Annotated in this window: 14 protein-coding genes; 3 read left to right on the top strand and 11 right to left on the bottom strand. The window is 70.9% G+C overall.

All coding sequences use genetic code 11. The features are described 5' to 3' along the window. Positions 1-7: 7 nt before the first annotated feature. Entirely contained in the window at positions 8-778 is a 771-nt protein-coding gene (locus tag ACFYOS_RS19310; protein WP_387143078.1) for a hypothetical protein, read from the top strand. Positions 779-1,025: 247 nt separating this feature from the next. Here the strand turns inward: ACFYOS_RS19310 and ACFYOS_RS19305 are convergent, their stop codons facing one another. The 9 genes from ACFYOS_RS19305 to ACFYOS_RS19265 all read right to left on the bottom strand — a co-directional run bounded on the left by ACFYOS_RS19305 (position 1,026) and on the right by ACFYOS_RS19265 (position 8,890). After that, positions 1,026-2,261, bottom strand: a complete 1,236-nt coding sequence (locus tag ACFYOS_RS19305) for a hypothetical protein (RefSeq protein WP_387143076.1) — start codon at positions 2,259-2,261, stop codon at positions 1,026-1,028. 224 nt (positions 2,262-2,485) lie between these two features. Beyond that, positions 2,486-2,983, bottom strand: coding sequence for a hypothetical protein (locus tag ACFYOS_RS19300; RefSeq protein ID WP_387143074.1), 498 nt, complete (start codon positions 2,981-2,983; stop codon positions 2,486-2,488). Between the two features lie 72 nt (positions 2,984-3,055). Further along, positions 3,056-3,523, bottom strand: coding sequence for a DUF4190 domain-containing protein (locus tag ACFYOS_RS19295; RefSeq protein WP_387143071.1), 468 nt, complete (start codon positions 3,521-3,523; stop codon positions 3,056-3,058). Beyond that, positions 3,520-3,924 carry a hypothetical protein gene (locus tag ACFYOS_RS19290; protein ID WP_387143068.1) on the bottom strand — a complete coding sequence of 135 codons (405 nt, stop codon included), beginning with the start codon at positions 3,922-3,924 and terminating at the stop codon, positions 3,520-3,522. The genes ACFYOS_RS19295 and ACFYOS_RS19290 overlap by 4 nt, the downstream gene beginning before the upstream one ends. Further along, positions 3,921-6,407 carry an AAA family ATPase gene (locus ACFYOS_RS19285; RefSeq protein WP_387143065.1) on the bottom strand — a complete coding sequence of 829 codons (2,487 nt, stop codon included), beginning with the start codon at positions 6,405-6,407 and terminating at the stop codon, positions 3,921-3,923. Before ACFYOS_RS19285 ends, ACFYOS_RS19290 begins: the two co-directional genes overlap by 4 nt. Continuing rightward, on the bottom strand, positions 6,404-6,535 hold the full coding sequence (locus tag ACFYOS_RS19280) for a hypothetical protein (protein WP_387143062.1): 132 nt from the start codon (positions 6,533-6,535) through the stop codon (positions 6,404-6,406). Before ACFYOS_RS19280 ends, ACFYOS_RS19285 begins: the two co-directional genes overlap by 4 nt. 136 nt (positions 6,536-6,671) lie before the next feature. Then, positions 6,672-7,490 carry a ribonuclease HI gene (locus tag ACFYOS_RS19275; protein WP_387143059.1) on the bottom strand — a complete coding sequence of 273 codons (819 nt, stop codon included), beginning with the start codon at positions 7,488-7,490 and terminating at the stop codon, positions 6,672-6,674. A 33-nt stretch (positions 7,491-7,523) separates the two neighbouring features. Next, positions 7,524-8,276 carry a hypothetical protein gene (locus tag ACFYOS_RS19270; protein WP_387143056.1) on the bottom strand — a complete coding sequence of 251 codons (753 nt, stop codon included), beginning with the start codon at positions 8,274-8,276 and terminating at the stop codon, positions 7,524-7,526. 83 nt (positions 8,277-8,359) lie between these two features. Beyond that, positions 8,360-8,890 carry a DUF4352 domain-containing protein gene (locus ACFYOS_RS19265; RefSeq protein WP_387143053.1) on the bottom strand — a complete coding sequence of 177 codons (531 nt, stop codon included), beginning with the start codon at positions 8,888-8,890 and terminating at the stop codon, positions 8,360-8,362. 99 nt (positions 8,891-8,989) lie between these two features. Here ACFYOS_RS19265 and ACFYOS_RS19260 point away from each other — a divergent pair, with 99 nt between their 5' ends. Then, a complete protein-coding gene (locus ACFYOS_RS19260; RefSeq protein ID WP_387143050.1) occupies positions 8,990-10,906 on the top strand; it encodes an N-6 DNA methylase in 1,917 nt (638 codons plus the stop codon). Positions 10,907-10,908: 2 nt separating this feature from the next. On the opposite strand, the gene ACFYOS_RS19255 is transcribed toward ACFYOS_RS19260, so the two are convergent. Both ACFYOS_RS19255 and ACFYOS_RS19250 read right to left on the bottom strand, forming a co-directional pair. After that, the gene (locus tag ACFYOS_RS19255; protein ID WP_387143047.1) at positions 10,909-11,310 is read right to left on the bottom strand and encodes a hypothetical protein; all 402 of its coding nucleotides are present in this window, start codon (positions 11,308-11,310) and stop codon (positions 10,909-10,911) included. Next, on the bottom strand, positions 11,307-11,618 hold the full coding sequence (locus ACFYOS_RS19250; protein WP_387143044.1) for a hypothetical protein: 312 nt from the start codon (positions 11,616-11,618) through the stop codon (positions 11,307-11,309). Before ACFYOS_RS19250 ends, ACFYOS_RS19255 begins: the two co-directional genes overlap by 4 nt. 227 nt (positions 11,619-11,845) lie before the next feature. Here ACFYOS_RS19250 and ACFYOS_RS19245 point away from each other — a divergent pair, with 227 nt between their 5' ends. Then, positions 11,846-18,091, top strand: a complete 6,246-nt coding sequence (locus ACFYOS_RS19245; protein ID WP_387143041.1) for a protein kinase — start codon at positions 11,846-11,848, stop codon at positions 18,089-18,091. Positions 18,092-18,127: the final 36 nt, after the last annotated feature.

Raw genomic sequence — 18,127 nt, 5'->3', positions numbered from 1 at the left:
GGAAGTCATGCGACGTATGCGGGTAGCCGCTCTGCCGGTCGCGGTCAGCGCGCTGATTCTCTCCACCACCGGGTGCGCCACGACAGAGACTGCCGCGCCGCCGGCAGCCCCGGTCAAGGCAGCCCCGGTCGAGGCAGCCGAACATGTCCTGCTGGGCGACGGCCGTGACCGCACGGCCAGCCAGACCGCCAGCGACTGGGCCACCTATGCCGATCACGTGCTCGTCGTCACGATCCTCGACGAGGTCAAGCTCAAGCCGAGCAAGGGTGAGCTGGCGCGCGGCGAGGGCATGATCGGCCGCACGGTGAAACTTCGGGTGGACAAGGTCTTGTGGTCGGCGCCGGACGCTCCGCACGCGGCTCCGACCACGTTCAACTTGTCCGCCGCCGGCTGGATCTTCAACAACAACGACGCCAGGACCGGCGAGGTCAAGTTCGCGCTCAGGGACTCGTCCCGCCTCGACAAGGGGCACACCTACATCAAGGCCATCGAGTGGATGGACGACCCGTGCTCGAGCGACCCGAAAAAGGGTACGTGGGAGGGCCTCGGTTCGGGCGACACCATCCCCTTCGACCAGGGCGTTCTCGGCGCTGGTGAGTTCGAGGGGAAGCCGCAGACACTCGCCGAGGCCAAGACCAAGTGGCAGGCCGACGGTGCGCCCGGTGTACGGCTGCGGGCAGCCGGGGCCTCGGTCGACAAGCTGGTCTCCGACGTGAAGGCGGCCCCGGTCCGCGCCGAGACGAGCTACAAGCCCGAGTGCGACCCGTCCGACAGCTGACACTGGCCGGTACTCGGTGATGGCGTCCGCGCCTTGCCGCCATTACGGCGGCAAGGCGCGCGTCCGTCTCCAGCTGGCCGTCCTTTGACTCGGACCGCTGGGTGACCAAACGGCCGTCGCGAGCGACCAGGTCGGGGCCGATGATGACACCGACCGTTCGTCCTCGAAGCCCTGGGCGGTGTAGACGCACCCTACCTGGCCGAAGCCGTTCGGAGCCGTGCCGGATAGGTGCGCGGGTGCCTCCCAGCTACTGGCCGTCTGACGCCTCGGCCGCCTCGATCTCTCCCCGCGGCTCACCAGCGGCAAGCCTGCCTGGCTTCTTCCGCTTGAACAGGGACGCGACCCCCTCGCCGACGGTCCCGGCCGCACCGGCGATCGCCCCACCGACCCCCTTCACGGCGGTCAACGCCTGAGGTTCGTCAGGAACTCCATCGCCATCGAGGTCGACGCTTCGGAAGGGTCGGGTCACGGTGCCGGCTGCACTCGCCACCCAGCTGCCCGTAGCCCTGGCCGCGTCCTCGAGCGCCACGAGCGCCCGATTCGGCTCGTCCTCTTCTTCTTCCGCCGTGACATTGATCGGCACTGCGAGGTGATCTGGGAACTCCGATGGCGCCTCGGCAAATGCCGTCTTCGCCGCGTCGACGACCTCGCGACCAAAAACGAACCGAGTGACACCGCCAGCAAGGGCGCCGACGCCGTACTCGATCGCTGCCTGCTGCCTACCGCTCAAGCCGGAGCGCACGGCCTCCAACTTACCCGTCTGAACGGTCCGGACCAGGTCTTGTGCCGCGCCTCCTGGAAGGGTGTCGGCAAGAGTGTTGGTCCAATGCGACCAGTCTTTGCGGCCGGAGGCGATGGTCTGGCCGACGCCGACAATGCCGTCCGTTGACGCGCTCGCGAGGTCGGCTGCCATGGCTGCAATCTGCTTCTGACTGACGCGTTCGTTGGACAGGCCGTAGACGAGAGCGTGGGCCTGGTCCCGGTCAAGATCCATGCCGTGAATGTCGGCGATCGCCAGGGCGAAGATCGCGGTGATCTCGAACTGGAGTTGCTCGTCACCAGCCGGGAGGAGGGCGGCGACACCTCTCTTCGCGGCGTGTAGCGCCGCGCCTTTCGCGGCCTTCTTCGCCGCCTCCTTGGCGGCCTTCTTCGCAGCCTCCTTGCCGGCCTTCCTCACCACGTGGGCGCCCACACTCTTGGCCCCAGCCGTAGCCGCGCCACCGCCCGGGATCAGCGCGATCCCGATTTGAGCGGCAATCGCTCCGGCAGTAACGATGCCCCCGGCGACAGTGATCGCTGTGACGTAGTGCCGCTCAAGCATCGTGATGACCTCGGCAGGAGTGGCGTCGGGGTTCCGCTTCCGCACCCGTTTCACGTACTTGCGGGCAATCGCGTGCCGGCCCCTCACTGCATTCGCGATCTCACGCTCGGCGTCCTCCTCGAGGAGTTCGGCCTCCAGAGTGATGTTCTCGACGTCAGTCACAGGATCGTCTCCCCGGTCGTCAGGTATTCGTCGGCGCCAGTACGGTGCCACAGCGTAGTGCCTCATCTTTGAACGTTGATCGTGTAATCCGTCGGTTCTGAGGGACTCCTCCGGCAGGCTGTCTCCCACACTCGGTGGCCGGTGGGCAGACGCCCGGAGGTGTTCGTCCGGCAGGTGTCGATTCCCGTCGACCTGCCTGCGCAGGTTCCGCGCCGCGGCGCTGCCTAATAGGGATCCGGCTCTGTTCGACGAGCCATGTCGAGCAGGCGCTCAAGGGCCTGCCGCGACCGACCCGTTGCCGTGGCGAGTGCCCCGAGCGGGTCGCGGTGCCCACGGCCGGCCAGGTCCTCGAAGACCTCGAGAAGGTCGGCTTCGAAGCCGTCCGCGGTCGCACCCCGCGCCCGGGCCAACTGGGCGAGGCGTCGCTCGATGTAGCGGCGAACCATCACCTGGTACGCGCCGACGCTCGGCAGGTCGTGGAACTCGGCCACCATGTCGTCGACCTGCCTGCCCGTGCGGTGCAGGACCGCCGAGGTGATGCCGCGGGTCCGGACCTCGGGCACCGCGTCCTCGGCGACACGGATGATGACCTCGTCCGGCCCGGTGATGGCGGACGACCCGGCATGGGCGTGCCAACGGGCAGTGACGACGAAACCATCGTGCCTGCGCGACAGCTCAGGGGACGGATCGGGTACGGAGTGAAGGCGATTCTTCTGGGCCATGCTTCCTGTCCTTCCGGCGACCTTGATGGCGCCTGTTGCCGGGTGGCCGATGTCGTACTTGTTCCGCCCGGGTCAGGGCGTCGGGGTGGCCGCGCTCAGCACGCTGCCGAAGAAGACCATGACGGTGAAGAGGATCATCGGGCCGACGAAGACGTACCCGAGGACGAGGCCGGCGACCGCCATGCCGTGCCCCGACCGCGTGCCGTCCCGGGTCTCCCGCATGGCGAGGTGGCCCAGGATGACGGCCAGGATGCAGGGCAGCCCGAACAGGCACCAGCCGCCGAGCACGCCGAGGATCCCGAGCACCAGCGACGTCGTCGCCATGCCCGACGTCAGCGCCGGTTGCACGGTGACCCGCTGCGGACCCTGCGGGTAGCCGGCCTGGTAGGCCATGACCGGGCCCGGCGGATAACCGCCGGGAGGCGCGGACACCGGCGGATAGGGCCCCGGCACGGCAGAGACCGGCGGGTACGGGCCCGGGACGCCGGGGAGCGCCGGCTGCGGGCGGGTGCGGTCGGGTCCGGGCTGCGGGTACGTCATCGTTCAGGTTCCGTTCTTCCGTCGAGGTGGGTGAGCAGGGCGCTCACCTCGGTGTGCAGGCGACGCAGCTCGGCGGCCGTCGGCGCCAGCTCATAGCAGTGGTGGTGGGCGGCGGCGGACAGGGCCGCCCAGGTGAAGGCGATCCGTCGGGCGACGGCGGCGCCGGGTCCGAGGCGGCCGCGCAGCATCAGCTGCTTCGCCCGGCCCTGCCGGCACGCGGCCACCACCGGCCGGGTCCGCCGCCAGTACGCGTCGATGCCGCCCTCGAGGGCGAGCCGGATCAGGCAGGCGCACGCCCGGGGCCACCAGCCGGCGGTCACCGCGGCCGCGCCGAGCTCGCCGGCGCCGCGCAGCATCTGGTCGGCCGCCGCCAGGCGGCGCTGCGGCGTCGACGCGGTCACGACCGGACCTCCGCGCCGTCCCGAGGCGCGGGCACGGCAGCGGCGTGGAGCCGCAGCGCCTCCGCGAGGTGGCGGGCGTCCGCGACCAGTTCCGGCAGGTCGAACAGGTACGCCCCGTGCACGCCCTCCTTGCACGCCTTGTACGCGCCCACCGCCCGCGACCCGTGCCGGCGGCCCAGGTACCCGAGCACGTCGCCGCCCCGGTCGGCGTCGTCGAACAGCGCCAACGCGACCGTGGTGGTCAGCCGGCGGGACGCGGCCACGACGGCCGCCTCGATCTTGTCGTGCGGCACACCCCGCGCCACTCGGCGCCGCCACACGATCCGGTGGCAGGCCGCCTCGATCGCCGACCGACACAGCTCCGCCACCACCGGCCCGCGCACCTCTGCGGCGACCTCCTCGGTGCGGGCCAGCGCGTACGCGTCATCGAGGTGGCGGGTGACCGGGTCGGAGCCGGGCCGCAGGGTCACCACCGACCGTTCGGCGCGGGTCACCTCCACGATGCGAGAGTTCCCGAGGTCGAGGCGCGCGAGGGCGTCGGGCAGCCGGGTGTCGTGGGTGAAGACCACCACCTGCCGCTGCTCGGCCAGTTCGGCGAGCACCCGGGCCAGCCCGTCCACCTTGGCCGGGTCCATGCTCTGGACTGGGTCGTCGACGACGATGAACCGGAACGGGCTCTCCGGGGCGCAGCCGCGCGGCAGGAACGTCGCCAGCCCGAGGGCGTGCATCTCGCCCTGGCTCATCACCCCGAGCGCGGTGCCGTTGTCCGCGCCGTCGACGCTGACCGGGAACACCACCCGCCGGCGGGTGTTGGTGCCCTCGAGGGTCATCGCCCCGAGTTCGACGTTGCTCTCCTGGCGCAGTTGCGCCCAGATCCGCTGCGAGTGCGCCGCGAATGGAGCGAGGCGCTGGTTGCGCAGCTGCGCGCCGGTCGCCTTCAGCCACGCGCGGGCGGCCTTGATCCGCGCGAGTCTCTGTTCGCGTTCCGGCAGCGTCCGGGCGGCGTCGATCCAGGCCCGTAGCTCACCGGCTGCGGTCTGCCAGCCGGTGTCGCGTTGGCGGAGAAAGCCCGTCGCGTACGCGCGGGCGTGCGCCGCCGCCTCGAGCACCGCCGGGTAGCGGGCGGTCAGATGGTCGGCGAGCTCCTCCGGGCTTCCGGGCGCCGACCGCAGCGCCGCCGCGGCTTCGTGCAGCGCGTCCACCGGTACCCCGTCGGCCGTGCCCTCGGGGACGTCCAGGTCGTCGATCAGGTGGTGTGCCCGCTGCATGGCCGCGTTCAACCGCGCAGCGGCGGCCTGGGCCGCGAGCGTCCGGTCCCGCAGCTCGGCGAGCGACGCCGCCGCGTTGGCCCGCCAGCCGCCGTTGAGGGTGCCGGTGTCGCAGACCGGGCATGCACTGTCGCCCCGGTCGTCGTGGTGTTCCAGGGCGAGCCGGAGCAGCTCCGCGGTCCGCATTGACGCTCGGGACCGGCCACCGTCCTGACGGCGCGCCTCGGCGCCGGCCGCGCGCAGCTGCTCGGCGAGCCGGGCCACCTCGTCAACGTCGGGCAGCTGGATCGCCGCGAGTCGCCGGCACAGCAGCACCATCTCGTCTGCGGTCGGCTCGTCGGGTTCGTCGAGGATCGCGGCCACCGCGTCCAGGTCTGGTCGGGTGTCCGTGAGTAGCTTCGCCGCTCGGGCCGCCCGGTCGTCCGGCAGCTCGCCGAGCGTGACGGCGAGGGCCGTCCGGCGGGCGCGTATCTCCTTGATGGCGGCCTCGACGGGCCGGGCGGCGTTCATCAGCCGGCGGTCGGCGTCGGTGACCGCTTCCAGGCCGAGGATCGCGGACAGCGCGTCGAACAGCTGGCTCTGCGTACCGGCGGTGAGCCGGCCCAGCTCGGAGGCGGTGAGGAACGGCCGGTACAGCGCCAGCGGCCGGTCCAGCCCGAGGTCGTCAAGGCCGTGGTGGGTGCCGTGGGCGCTGGTCACCTGCACCTGCGCAGCGGTCAGCTCTGCGTCCGCGGCCCAGGAGCGGGTCACGGTGGTGGGCGTGGCGACCCCGTCGACCCGCAGCTCGACCGCGATCCGGCAGGTGTCCCCGGCGTGCAGGTTCCGCCATCCGGTACGCCACACGCTGTTGCGGTCCGCCCAGCGGGCGCTGTCCCCGGTCAGGGCCAGCTCCACCGCCTCGGCGAAGCTGGACTTGCCGGAGCCGTTGCGGCCGACCACCACGGTCAGCCCCGGACCGGGCTCGATGGCGAGAGTGCGCTCCGGCCCGACACCCCGGAAGCCGGCAACCGTGACGGAGGAGAGCCAGATCCGCTCCTGCGGCTCGTTCTCCGCCGGACGATGCGGCTCAAGGCTGGTCGGCCGGCCGGCGAGCGCCGCGTCCAGGTCGGCGTCGTCGCCGAGCGCGGCGAGGACGAGGTCGGCGGTGTCATCGGGTACGCGGTCCGCGGCGAGCCGGTCGAAGATCAGCTCGACCAGTGGTTCGGTCTGGCTCATCGGGCCACCTTCGTGTTGATCGGGGCGTGCGGATCCGCTGGCGTGGCGGTGAGCTGCGGACAGGTGCCCGGCTGCGGGCGCAGCGTGGGGCCGGCCCAGCGGGTGCGGGCGGGGTGCGGGAACGTCATCGTCGTCTCCAGGCGTGTGCGGTCCGCGGGTCGACGACGCGTCGATCCGCTGTTCGGCGATGGAGTCCGGGGCGGCGACCTTCGGGTCGCGCTCGAGTTGGTGCCGGCGATCGATCAGCCGACGGCGGGGGCCAGGTCAGCGGGCGAGGCTGCCGTGCCAGTCCCGCAGGAACGCGTCGACCAGGGCGTGCGCTCGCGGGCGCACGTCGAAGGTTTCGTCGACCCGGCGGCGGGCCATGTGGGACAGGCCGTCGGCGGCCTCGTTCAGGGCGTGCCCGCTGTGCCCCTTGACGTGCTGGAAGGACAGGTCCGGCCGGCAGCTCACCGCCTCGGCGAGCCGGACCAGCGTCGGCTGTGCGGCCCACCGGCGCTCGCGCACGTCGTAACCGGCCGGCATCCTGGTCACGACGCCGGCCTGCCAGCGGTGCAGCCAGCGCAGCGCGACGACGCTGTCCAACAGCACCGTCATCCCCGCCGGAGCCTCCTCGTACGCCGAGAGCAGGAAGTCCACCGCGCGCAGCTCGTTGATCAGCACCCGGGACGCGCCGGTCGGGTCGAGGCGGCCGGTGCCCCGGCCGCGCAGGCCGTAGTGGCCGTCGCTGACCGCGTACGCGATGCCGCCGGCGCGGCCCTTCCAGCTGGCGTCGGTCGCGGCGACGACCGGCGTGGACGCCGCCGCCCAGCGCCCAACCCGACCGCGGCCGCGCTGTTGGTCCGGCTGCGGCCGGCAGGCCGCGCCGTGCGCGGCGGCGAGGCGCTCGGCGGTGTCCAGGAGATGCTCGGCCGAGTCGAGCTCGTCGTAGTGGACGGCGGTGAGCGCGAGGGTCACCGCGTCGCCGATCCGCTGGCAGTCCGCGCATGTGGTAGGGCGGACGTAGCGGCGCAGCGGCAGGGCGTGGACGTACAGGGGAGCGGGGACCAGGGACATAGCGCGGAGGACCTCATCGGGACGCACGACGCCTCCTGACGTCTCGAAGCGGGAGAGGTGTCAGAGCACCTTGATCGAGTCGACGTTGAGCAGCGGCACGGTCGTCTGGCCGCCGATCTGCGTGTCGTAGCTGAACGAGCCGAGCACCGTGACGTTGGCGCGGAAGATGTCGTCCTCGACGAGGTTCTCCAGCTCCGACTCAGAGCCGGACAGCATGGTGTTGGTCTCGTAGTCGAATTCGTAGGACATCCGCCGGTGAGCCACGTCGGCGCGGAAGGTGTCGGTGCCGGTCGCCGCGTCGAACTGGGTGACCCTGCCGTACACGACGTAGTGCTTGCCGATGTACGCATCCGGGTTCTTGGCGATGAGCTTCCACTGCCGGGCGCTCAGCGTCTTGTACGACGGCGGCTTCGGCTTCGGCGGCGGGGCGGTCTTCGTCGGCGTCGGCGACGCCGCCGCCGTGGTCGGGGGCGCGGTGGTCGGGGCGGCGGTGGTCGGGGCGGCGCTGGTTGCACTCGGGGCCGCCGAGGTGGCGGCGATGGACTGCGGCTCGGCGTCATTGCCGCCGGAGAACGCTCCGACGACCGCGCCGCCGCAGCAGAGAACGATGACGAGGGCGATGCCGCCGACGATCCAGGCGCGAGCGGTGGAGGCCTTGGCCGGAGCGACCGGGCTCGGCGCGCCGGCGAGCGTGGCGCCCAGAGGCTGAGCGGCGAACGGGGGAACGGCGGCACCGGCCGGGGCCGGCTGCGGGGGTATGCCGGCCTGGTTGGCCGGCTGGTTAGCCGGCATCGGGCTGGTCGGGTCGGTCATGGCGGTCTCCTCTGTGAACAGTGGCGGGGGACAGGGGGAAGGGCGGGGCGGGCGGTGGCGCCCGCCCCGGGTCGAGCGGTGGATCAGGCGAGGGAGACCGTCACGCCGCCGGAGAACGGCGAGTCGTGCAGTTCGAGCTTGGCGAGCTTGACGTTCTTGGGGATGTCGAAAACGACGACGCCGGTGACCTGGTTGCCGGGGTTGATGTCGTTGAGGAACGTCTCGGCGTTCTTGTTGGCGTAGATGGCGGCCCCGCCGTCGGCGGAGTACTCGGTGCCGTTGGCGGCGTAGGCCTTCTGGCTGCTGCCGTCGAACATCTGCGACTCCTTGCCGATGTTCTTGACGTTGACGGTGACCAGGCAGAACTGGCCCTGCGCCTTCGCGCCGATCAGGTCGGTGCCGATCTTGGTCACGCCGCACTTCGACGACTTGACCGTGAACTCGAACTTGCCGTCCCGGGCGGGCTGGCCGATCTTCGCGGTCTTCGGCTTGGCGTCGCCCTTGGCGCTGCCAGCGTCGGCCTTGCTGGTGCTGGCCTCGTCGGTGCTGCCGGCGCCGCAGCCCAGGGCGACGAGACCGGTGGCGAGCAGAGCGAGAGTGGTGGCCTTGCGCATCGTTTTCCTCCTGCTGTGAACGTTGCGGGGTCAATGAGAGCATCATCTGTGAACCCTGTCAACAGCCATGATGCTTGACAGGTGTGACACACTCCGAACGTGCAAGAGACACCGACCATCACCGCAGCGGAGATCGCCCGGCTCGCCGGTGTCGGTCGGGCCGCAGTCAGCAACTGGCGCAAACGGCATGCCGACTTTCCCGCCCCGATGGGGGGCACCCCGGCCAGCCCCGAGTTCGACCTGACCCAGGTCGAGCAGTGGCTCCGCGCCCAGGGCAAACTCCCCGAACTCGCCACCGCCGACCGGCTCTGGCGGCGCCTCGCGGCGGCCAGCGAATCCCCGGCCGCCGGCCTGGCCGCCGTCGGCGCGCGGCTGCTCGCCCGGCAACGCGGTCAGCGCCCCGGCCGATCAGCGGATCCGCAGCTCAAGCCGCTGCTGCCCGACATTGACGCGCTCGCCGACGAACTCCGGCCGCAAGGCGCCTTCGACGCGCTGTGGCAACGGTTCTCCGCCCCCGGACCCGGCCGGCCCTTCGCCACCCCCGACGACCTGGCCGATCTGATGGTTGGGCTCGCCGGCGTCGGCGGCGGCTCCGTCCTCGACCCTGCCGCCGGCTCCGGCGCCACCCTCCGCGCCGCCGTTCGCGCCGGCTGCACCTCGGCGTACGGGCAGGAGATCGACGAGGACCTCGCCCGGCTCGCCGGATTGTGGCTCGCCCTACGAGACGTATCGGGGGAGGTGTGCAAGGGCGACTCGCTGCGCGCTGACGCCTTCGCCGGTCGCACCTTTGATGCCGTCGTCTGCCACCCGCCCTTCGGGGTCACCAACTGGGGCGACGAGGAACTCGGCCACGATCCCCGCTGGATCGTCGGCACTACCCCACGTACCGAACCCGAGCTGGCCTGGGCCCAGCACACCCTCGCCCACCTTCGGGCCGGTGGACACGCCGTCCTGCTGATGCCCCCCACCGTCGCCAGCCGACGCCCCGGCCGCCGCATCCGCGCCGAATTGCTGCGCCGAGGTGCCCTGCGTGCGGTCATCGCGCTCCCGCCCGGGGTAGCCGCGCCGCACGGCGTACCCCTGCACATATGGGTGCTGCGGCGGCCCGCGCCCGACGCGCCGCCACCCGCGCGGACGCTGCTGGTCGACGCCGCCACCGGCGACGTTGCCGCGACCTACCCGCGGATCCTCGCCACCTGGCGAGCCTTCGCCGCTGCGCCGGACGCCGAGGTCGAGGAGGCCGGCTTCGCCCGGGCGGTCCCGGTGATCGAGCTGCTCGACGAGGAGATCGACCTCACCCCCGCGCGCCGCCAACCCGCAGTCGGCGAGGCGACGGGCGAGCAACTGGTACGCACCAGAGAGCGCCTGGCCGCCATCGTCGGCGACCTGCCGGCGCTGATGCCGCAGGTCACGCCCGCGCCTGAGGGGCCGGACGGGGAGTTTCTGTCGGTGGGGGAGCTGGCTCGGGCCGGCGCGTTGCAACTGCTCGGCCCGATCCGCGCCGCGTCACCCGAGGTTGGCGAGCCGTCAGCCGGCCGGCCGCCGGTGCTGACCGTACAGGACGTGCTGAACGGCGAAGGCCCGTCCGGTCGGGACGACGGCCGCCTGGGGCAGGAGATTCGGTTGGTGGTCGGGGACGTGGTGGTGCCGATGATCGCGCGGCAGCTCAGGGCCCGAGTGGTGACGTCCGAGGGGGCGCTGCTGGGACGCAATCTCTACCTGTTGCGGCCCAATCCTGCCGCGCTGGACTCGTGGTTTCTCGCCGGGCAATTGCGGACATCGGCGAACGAGAAGCAGGCGTCGAGCCTGTCGGGGACGCTGCGGTTCGACATCCGGCGGGCGCAGGTGCGGCGGCTGTCGCTGGACGAGCAGCGGGCGCACGGGGAGGCGTTTCGGCGACTCGACGCCTTCGAGTCGGCAATCCGGCAGGCGGCATCGTTGGGGGCGGCGCTGGTGCAGCTCACCGCCGACGGCTTGGCCCGCGGAGCGGTCCGGCCCGAGGGGATGTCGCGGTGAGGTCAGACCTCCAGGATCTCCCAGCCCTCGCCGAGCACGATCCGGATCTGATCGGCTCGGGAGGTGATGACACCCGCCTGGTTAACCATCGCCACCCAGGCCGCGTGGCCGGCGCCGAGCCGGCCGGTGTGCCGGGCCATGCTGCCGATGGTCGGCGCCTCGTCGTCGCTGTCCAGGTCGAGCGCCGGCAGCACCGTACGCACTGCGGGATTGCGGCGCAGCATCCGCAGCAGCTCGTGCTCGCCCGGGTCCAGCAGGCTGTACGCCTCGAGCAGGCAGGCCAGCGGCACCGCGACCGTGCCCTTGGCATCGGCCACCTCGACCAGGACCGCGCCGACCGCCTCCACTGCGTGGGCGTACGCCATCAAGGCGCCCGTGTCGAGCACCCAGTACGGCCGGCTCACGCCGCCGAGCGCCGGTCCAGCTCCGACCGCAGCTCGTCGGCCGGGCGACCCAACAGCTCCGCCACCCGGGCAACCGCCGCCTCGCGGGCCTCCGGGGTGACCTGGTGGGCGGCCAGCCGTTGCGCGGCGCCGATCGGGTCGTACGGGAACTCGCCGTGGCCCGCAGCCCGAAGCGCGGCCCGCATGTCGTCGGATATCCGACGCCGCCGCAGCGCCTCGGTGACATACGCGGAAACCTGGCGAGCAGGCAGGGCGTCCAGCTGCTCGGCCACGTCATCCGGGACGGAGATCGTCACACGCCGACTCATACAACGGAGCCTAGCGGAGTATGAATCCTCCGTCAGCAATGCCCGGCTGACACTCTGGTTGATCATCTTGGCCGGATGGGGGACTACAAAGATGCACGGTCATACTGCTTGACTTAAGGCAATCGAAAGGAAGCCGGTGAGGACTCTCGGGCGGCGAGGTCGTCGCTGAGCTGGACGGTGCCCGCTCGGTGGTGAAGTACGGATGACGGCTAGTGGGGGATGTAAGGGTGGCCGTGGAGTTGGAACTGGTGGCGAACCGATTCCGCCTGCTGAACGCACTCGGCAGGGGCAACATGGGGGAGGTCCACCGGGCGGAGGACATGCAGGCGCCGGAGGGCTCGCCGGACCGCGTCGCCGCGGTCAAGCTGATCCTCAGGAGCCGGTCTGGCGCGGTCATCGATTCGACCGCGGACAGCAAAGCGGTCCAGAGATTTGAGCGTGAGTCGCGCATCATGCGCCGCCTCACCCATCCGAACCTGCCGCGCTCGATCGCAGGCGGCGTTGACTCCTCCGGCCTTCCGTACATTGCCATGGAGTTCCTCGACGGCGAGACGCTGCGCGACCTGATCTCCGAACAGCCGCAACTGCCGATCGCATGGGTCGCCGCGATCGGCGCCCAGATCGCCGACGCTCTTACCGCGGCGCACACCGCCGGGGTCATCCACCGCGACCTCAAGCCCTCCAACGTGATGCTGTTGCGCGGCGGGCTCGTCAAGGTCCTGGACTTCGGCATGGGTCGGATCATCGACGTCGACGAAGCCGAGAAGCTCACCAGCACCGGCGTCACGGTGGGTACCGCCCGCTACATGGCCCCCGAGCAGTTCCGGGCCTCGTCGGTCACCCAGGCTGCCGACCTGTACGCCCTGGGCTGCGTCCTGTTCGAGTTGCTGACCGGTGTGCCGCCCTTCCACAGCGGCTCGGCGCACGAGGTGGGACAGAAGCACCTGGAGGAGCCGCCGCCGCCGGTTCGGGTGCTGCGTTCGGACGTGCCGCGGAGCCTGGAACGGCTCATCGAACGGCTGCTCGCCAAGGACCCCGCGGAGAGGCCGGAGGATGCGGTGGCCGTCCGTGAGGCGCTGTTGCCGCTGGTGCAGGGGGAGGACAAGGTCCCCGGCTGGGACGACTTCAACCCGGTCGGCCACTTCCGTGCCGCGTACACCGTCGGGGCCGCGGCCACTCGGTCGGCGGGTCCGGATTCAGCGGCTCTCTCCCGCCCGGCTCCTGGCATGGACGTCTTCGAGGTGCACCGGCAGCTCATCAGCGACTACCGCGCCTTCACTGAGGGCGGTACGACCATTCGTAATGACCGGATCGCGGACTTCGTTGAGGACGACCTCGATGCAAAGTCGCAGTGGCCCGACCCGTGGCTGTCGCTGAACCCGTTCTTCGCCTCCGGCGGCAGCATGCTCGAGCTTGTCAACGAGAGTGTGCTGCACCCGGAATGCGCGCGCATCTTCCAGGCCAACAAGACGGAGGGCGGCCAGTCTTGCGACGGGCGCCCGCTGACGCTGCACCGGCACCAGCGCGAGGCGATCGAGAAGGCGCAGTCGGGCGCCTCCTACGTCCTCACCACCGGCACCGGGTCCGGCAAGTCCCTGTCGTACATCGTTCCGATCGTCGACAAGGTGCTCAAGACCCGGGAGCAGGAGGGCCCGAAGGCGTCGAAGCGCGTCCGCGCGATCATCGTCTACCCCATGAACGCGCTGGCGAACAGCCAGCTCAAGGAGCTCGACAAGTACCTCTGCGACGGGTACGGGCCGGGGCGCGAGCCCGTAACCTACGCCCGGTACACCGGGCAGGAGAGCGACGAGCGGCGCAAGGAGATCCGCGACAACCCGCCGGACATCCTGCTCACCAATTACGTGATGCTCGAGCTGATGCTGACCCGGCCGGACGACCGCCGGTCGCTGATCAAGATGGCTCGGGGGCTGGAGTTCCTCGTCTTCGACGAACTGCACACCTACCGTGGCCGCCAGGGCGCCGACGTGGCCCTGCTGATCCGACGGGTCCGTGAAGCCTGCCAGGCCGATGAGCTGCAGTGCATCGGCACCTCCGCCACCATGTCGACCGAGGGCACCCTCGACGACCAGCGGGAAGCGGTGGCTCGGGTCGCCACCACTTTGTTCGGTAACCCGGTCAGCAGCCAGAACGTGATCGGGGAGACCCTTATCCGGGCGACCGGAGAGGCGCCGGACGCGGTGCCGGTCGAGAGGCTGAGGGCCGCTGGCGCTCCTCGTGCCTACGCCGACCTGGTGAACGACCCGCTGGCCCGCTGGATCGAGACCCGCTTCGGGCTCGCCACCGACTCCGTCACCGGCCAGCTGGTGCGGCAGAAGCCGGCCAAGATCGAGGACGCCGCGCTGGACCTGGCTAAGCAGAGCGGCCTCACCGCCGCGGATTGCGGAGAGGCGATCCGGGCGACGCTCAAGGCCGGGTCCGAAACCCGACACCCCGTCACCGAGCGTCCGCTGTTCGCCTTCCGCCTGCACCAGTTCCTCTCCAAGGGCGACACGGTGTACGTCACCCTCGAGGACGAACTCACCCGACACCTCACCCGTGAATACCAGCTCGTCCTGCCCGGCTCGGACGGCAAGATCCTGCTGCCGCTGGCCTTCTGCCGTGAGTGCGGCCAGGAGTACCTGACCGTCTGGCGGTCCGACAAGGACGGAAGGGTCGTCTACGCGCCACGGCGGGACACCGCCGCCACCGGCGGCCGGGCGGGCGACGGTTACCTCTTCATCGACTCGGACCGGCCCTGGCCCGCTACTGAGGAGGAGGCCATCGGGGCCCGCCGGATCCCTGACTCCTGGCTGGAGGTCGATGCCGGTGGGCGTGAGGTGGTCCGTAGCTCCTACCGGGAGCGTCTGCCCCAGGCGATCACGGTCAACCCGCAGGGTTGGGAAGGCCACGGCGATCTCAGGGCCGCGTTCATCCCATCGCCGTTCCTTTTCTGTCTGCACTGCGGGGTGAGCTACGAGCAGACCCGGGGGAAGGACTTCGCCAAGCTCGCGACGCTCGACCAGGAGGGCCGCTCTTCGGCCACCTCGCTGGTGTCGGCGTCGATCGTCCGGTCGCTCATGCAGGCGCCGCCGGAGGCGCTGAGCAAGAAGGCGCGCAAGCTCCTCACCTTCGTGGACAACCGGCAGGACGCCTCGCTACAGGCCGGCCACTTCAACGACTTCGTCCAGGTCACGCAGCTTCGCGGCGCCCTCTACCGGGCGGTCGTCGAAGCGGGCGATACGGGCATCACCCACGAGGATCTCGCCACTCAGGTCACCGCTGCGCTCGGATTGAGCCTCGGCGACTACGCACGGGAAGCCGACCTTCCGCCGTCGCTGGCCAGCCTGGCGGCGAAGACCCTCCGGGACGTCATCGCGTTCCGGCTGTATCTCGATCTGGAACGCGGTTGGCGCATCACCATGCCCAACCTGGAGCAGACCGGTCTCCTTAAGATCGACTATCAGGACCTGGCCTGGCTCGCCGAGAAGCAGGATCGCTGGGCCAACACTCACGAGAAGCTCCGCGAGGCTGAGCCCGACGAACGGGTCAAGATAATGCGGGTGCTCCTCGATGAGATGCGCCGGGCCCTGGCGATCGACGTGCAGTACTTCCGCGACGACTTCGACTCGCTCCAGCGAGCCAGCGAGGAACGGCTCATCGACCCCTGGGTGCTCTCCGCCAGCGACAAGCCCAAGGTCGGCGCGGCCTACCCCCAGCCTTCCGGGCGGGGCCTGGACCGGTCCAACCTGTTCCTCTCCGGCCGAGGGAAGGTCGGAAAGTACCTGCGCAGGGTGCACTTCCCCGAGCTTTCGTGGAGTGATGCCCAAGACGTGATCGCCGACCTGCTGGAGGTGCTCAAGCGGGGCGGCCAGGTCACCGAGGTCACCCAGACGCCGGAACGCGCGGGCCGGTATCGGCGTTCAGCCGCCACGCCCATCACCGGGTACCAGGTCTCCGCAGCCGCGCTCATCTGGCGTGCCGGGACGGGTCAGACCGGCAGCCACGACCCGCTGACGCGGACGTACGCCAGCGGCGACGGTCCCCGGGTCAACACGTTCTTCCGCGAGCTGTACCGGACCGCGGCCGGCACTCTCGCCGGGCTGACGGCCCGCGAGCACACGGCACAGGTCGACCCTGTCGAGCGGGAGCGGCGGGAGGAGGCCTTCCGCAAGGCGGAGCTGAAGTTGCTCTACTGTTCGCCGACGATGGAGCTCGGCGTCGACATCTCCGAGCTCAACGCCGTCATGATGCGCAACGTCCCGCCGACCCCGGCGAACTACGCCCAGCGCAGCGGTCGCGCTGGACGATCCGGGCAACCGGCGCTGGTCACCACTTACTGCGCGACCGGCAACAGCCACGACCAGTACTACTTCCGGCGCTCCGACCGCATGGTGGCCGGTGCGGTGGCGCCGCCGCGGCTGGACCTGGCCAACGAGGACCTGGTGCGCTCGCACGTGCACGCCGTCTGGCTGGCGGAAGCGGGCCTGAAGCTGGGCCGAGCCATCCCCGAGACCATCGACATCAGCTACCTGGAGGACAGCCGCCGACCCAACCCCGCCTTGGAGTTGCACGATCACATCGCCGCGGCGCTGCGGGAAACCCACGCGCAGGAGCGTGCCGTGGCGGCGGCCCGAGCGGTGTTCGCCGGACTGCTGCCCGACTTCGAGAAGTCGACGTGGTGGGACGACAACTGGATCGAGGACACGGTCCGGACCACGCCGGAGCGGTTCAACCGCGCGTTCGACCGCTGGCGGGACCTGTTCCGCGCGGCGCTGGTCGACCAGGCCGAACAGAACCGCCGCGTCCTCGACCACACCCTCTCCGAACGCGACCGCAGGATCGCCGTCGGCCGCCGGAAGGAAGCCGAGACGCAGCTCAACCTGCTCAAGAACGAAACCGTCGAGAGCAGATCGGTCCTGTCGGACTTCAACCCGTACCGCTACCTGGCCAGCGAGGGTTTCCTGCCGGGCTACTCGTTCCCGCGCCTTCCGCTGGCCGCGTACGTGCCGACCACCGGCCGCCGGTCGGGTGACGGGGACTACCTGCAGCGTCCCCGCTTCCTGGCGATCCGGGAGTTCGGCCCGGGCGCGCTCATCTACCACGAGGGCGCCCGGTACCAGGTCACCCGGATCCAGTTGCCGCCGGACGCGGCCGGCGAGGTGGTGACGAGCGAGGCCCGGCGGTGCACCAGCTGCGGGTACCACCACGACACCCGCTACCGTGCGGTCCGCTGCGAGATGTGCAACGAACCGCTCGACGACACCACCTACGGGCTGCTGCACCTGCACACCGTCTACACGAAGCGCCGGGAACGGATCTCCTCGGACGAGGAGGAGCGGCGCCGGGCGGGCTTCCGCCTGGTGACGTCGTACCGCTTCCAGGACCACGGCGCCCGGCCCGGCCGGCAGGACGCGGCCGTCTCCGACGGCGACGACCGGCTCGCCACCCTCTCCTACGGCGACTCGGCGACCGTCCGCATCACCAACATCGGCCGGGTCCGGGCCAAGCAGGACGAGCCCGACGGGTTCTGGCTCGACCCCGCTGACGGGCGGTGGATGAACGAACGCGACGCCAGCGAGGCGTCCGGCGACTCCAGCGAGATGCCGGTGGTCGACGCCGACGGCAACGAGAAGCGCCGCAAGAAGCGGGTCATCCCGTACGTCGAGGACCGCCGGAACATCCTGGTGCTCAAGCTCGACGAGCCGCTGGACCACGATGTCGCGCTCACCCTGATGTACGCGCTCGAGCGCGGCATCGAGGCGGCCTTCGAGCTGGAGGACTCGGAACTCACCACCGAATTGCTCCCGCCGGACGACGGGCCGCGCGACCGGATGCTCTTCACCGAGGCGGCCGAGGGTGGGGCCGGCGTACTCCGGCTGATGCAGTCGGACCCGGAGGCTCTGGCCCGCGCCGCCGCCACGGCGCTGGACATCTGCCACTTCGACCCGGACAGCACCGACCGGGGCGGACCGCACAAGGACCGCCCCTGCGCCTGGGGCTGCTACGAGTGCCTGCTGACCTACGGCAACCAGCTCAACCACCACTCGATCAACCGGCACCTGGTCCGTGACCTGCTGCTGCGGTTCGCCAATGCGGCGGCGCGGACGACCGGGGAGTGCGAGTCCCGGACGGAGCAGCTGGCCCGCCTCACGGCGCAGTCGGACACCAAGCTGGAGGGGAAGCTGATCGCCTGGCTGAAGGAGCGCGGCCTGCGGCTTCCGGACGACGCGCAGATCTTCGTCACCGAGGCGCTGGCCCGTCCCGACTACGTCTACCGCCTGCCCGGGGCGAACGTGGCCGTGTTCGTCGACGGACCGGTCCACGAGCACGAGTCGGTCGCCGAACGCGACCGCGAGGCGGAGGAGCGCTTGTTCGACATGGGCTGGGACGTCGTGCGGTTCCCGCACAACGCCGACTGGTCCGAGATCGCCGCCAAGAACAAACGCTATTTCGGCACCGGCGCCAGCGCCTGACCATCCGACCGCCATTCTCTATGACGACGACGCAAG

It is taken from the genome of Micromonospora sp. NPDC005806 (genome assembly GCF_042871425.1).
Lineage (GTDB): Bacteria > Actinomycetota > Actinomycetes > Mycobacteriales > Micromonosporaceae > Micromonospora.
The sequence above is the reverse complement of the archived record's forward strand: the minus strand, read 5'-3'. Positions and strand labels throughout refer to the sequence as shown.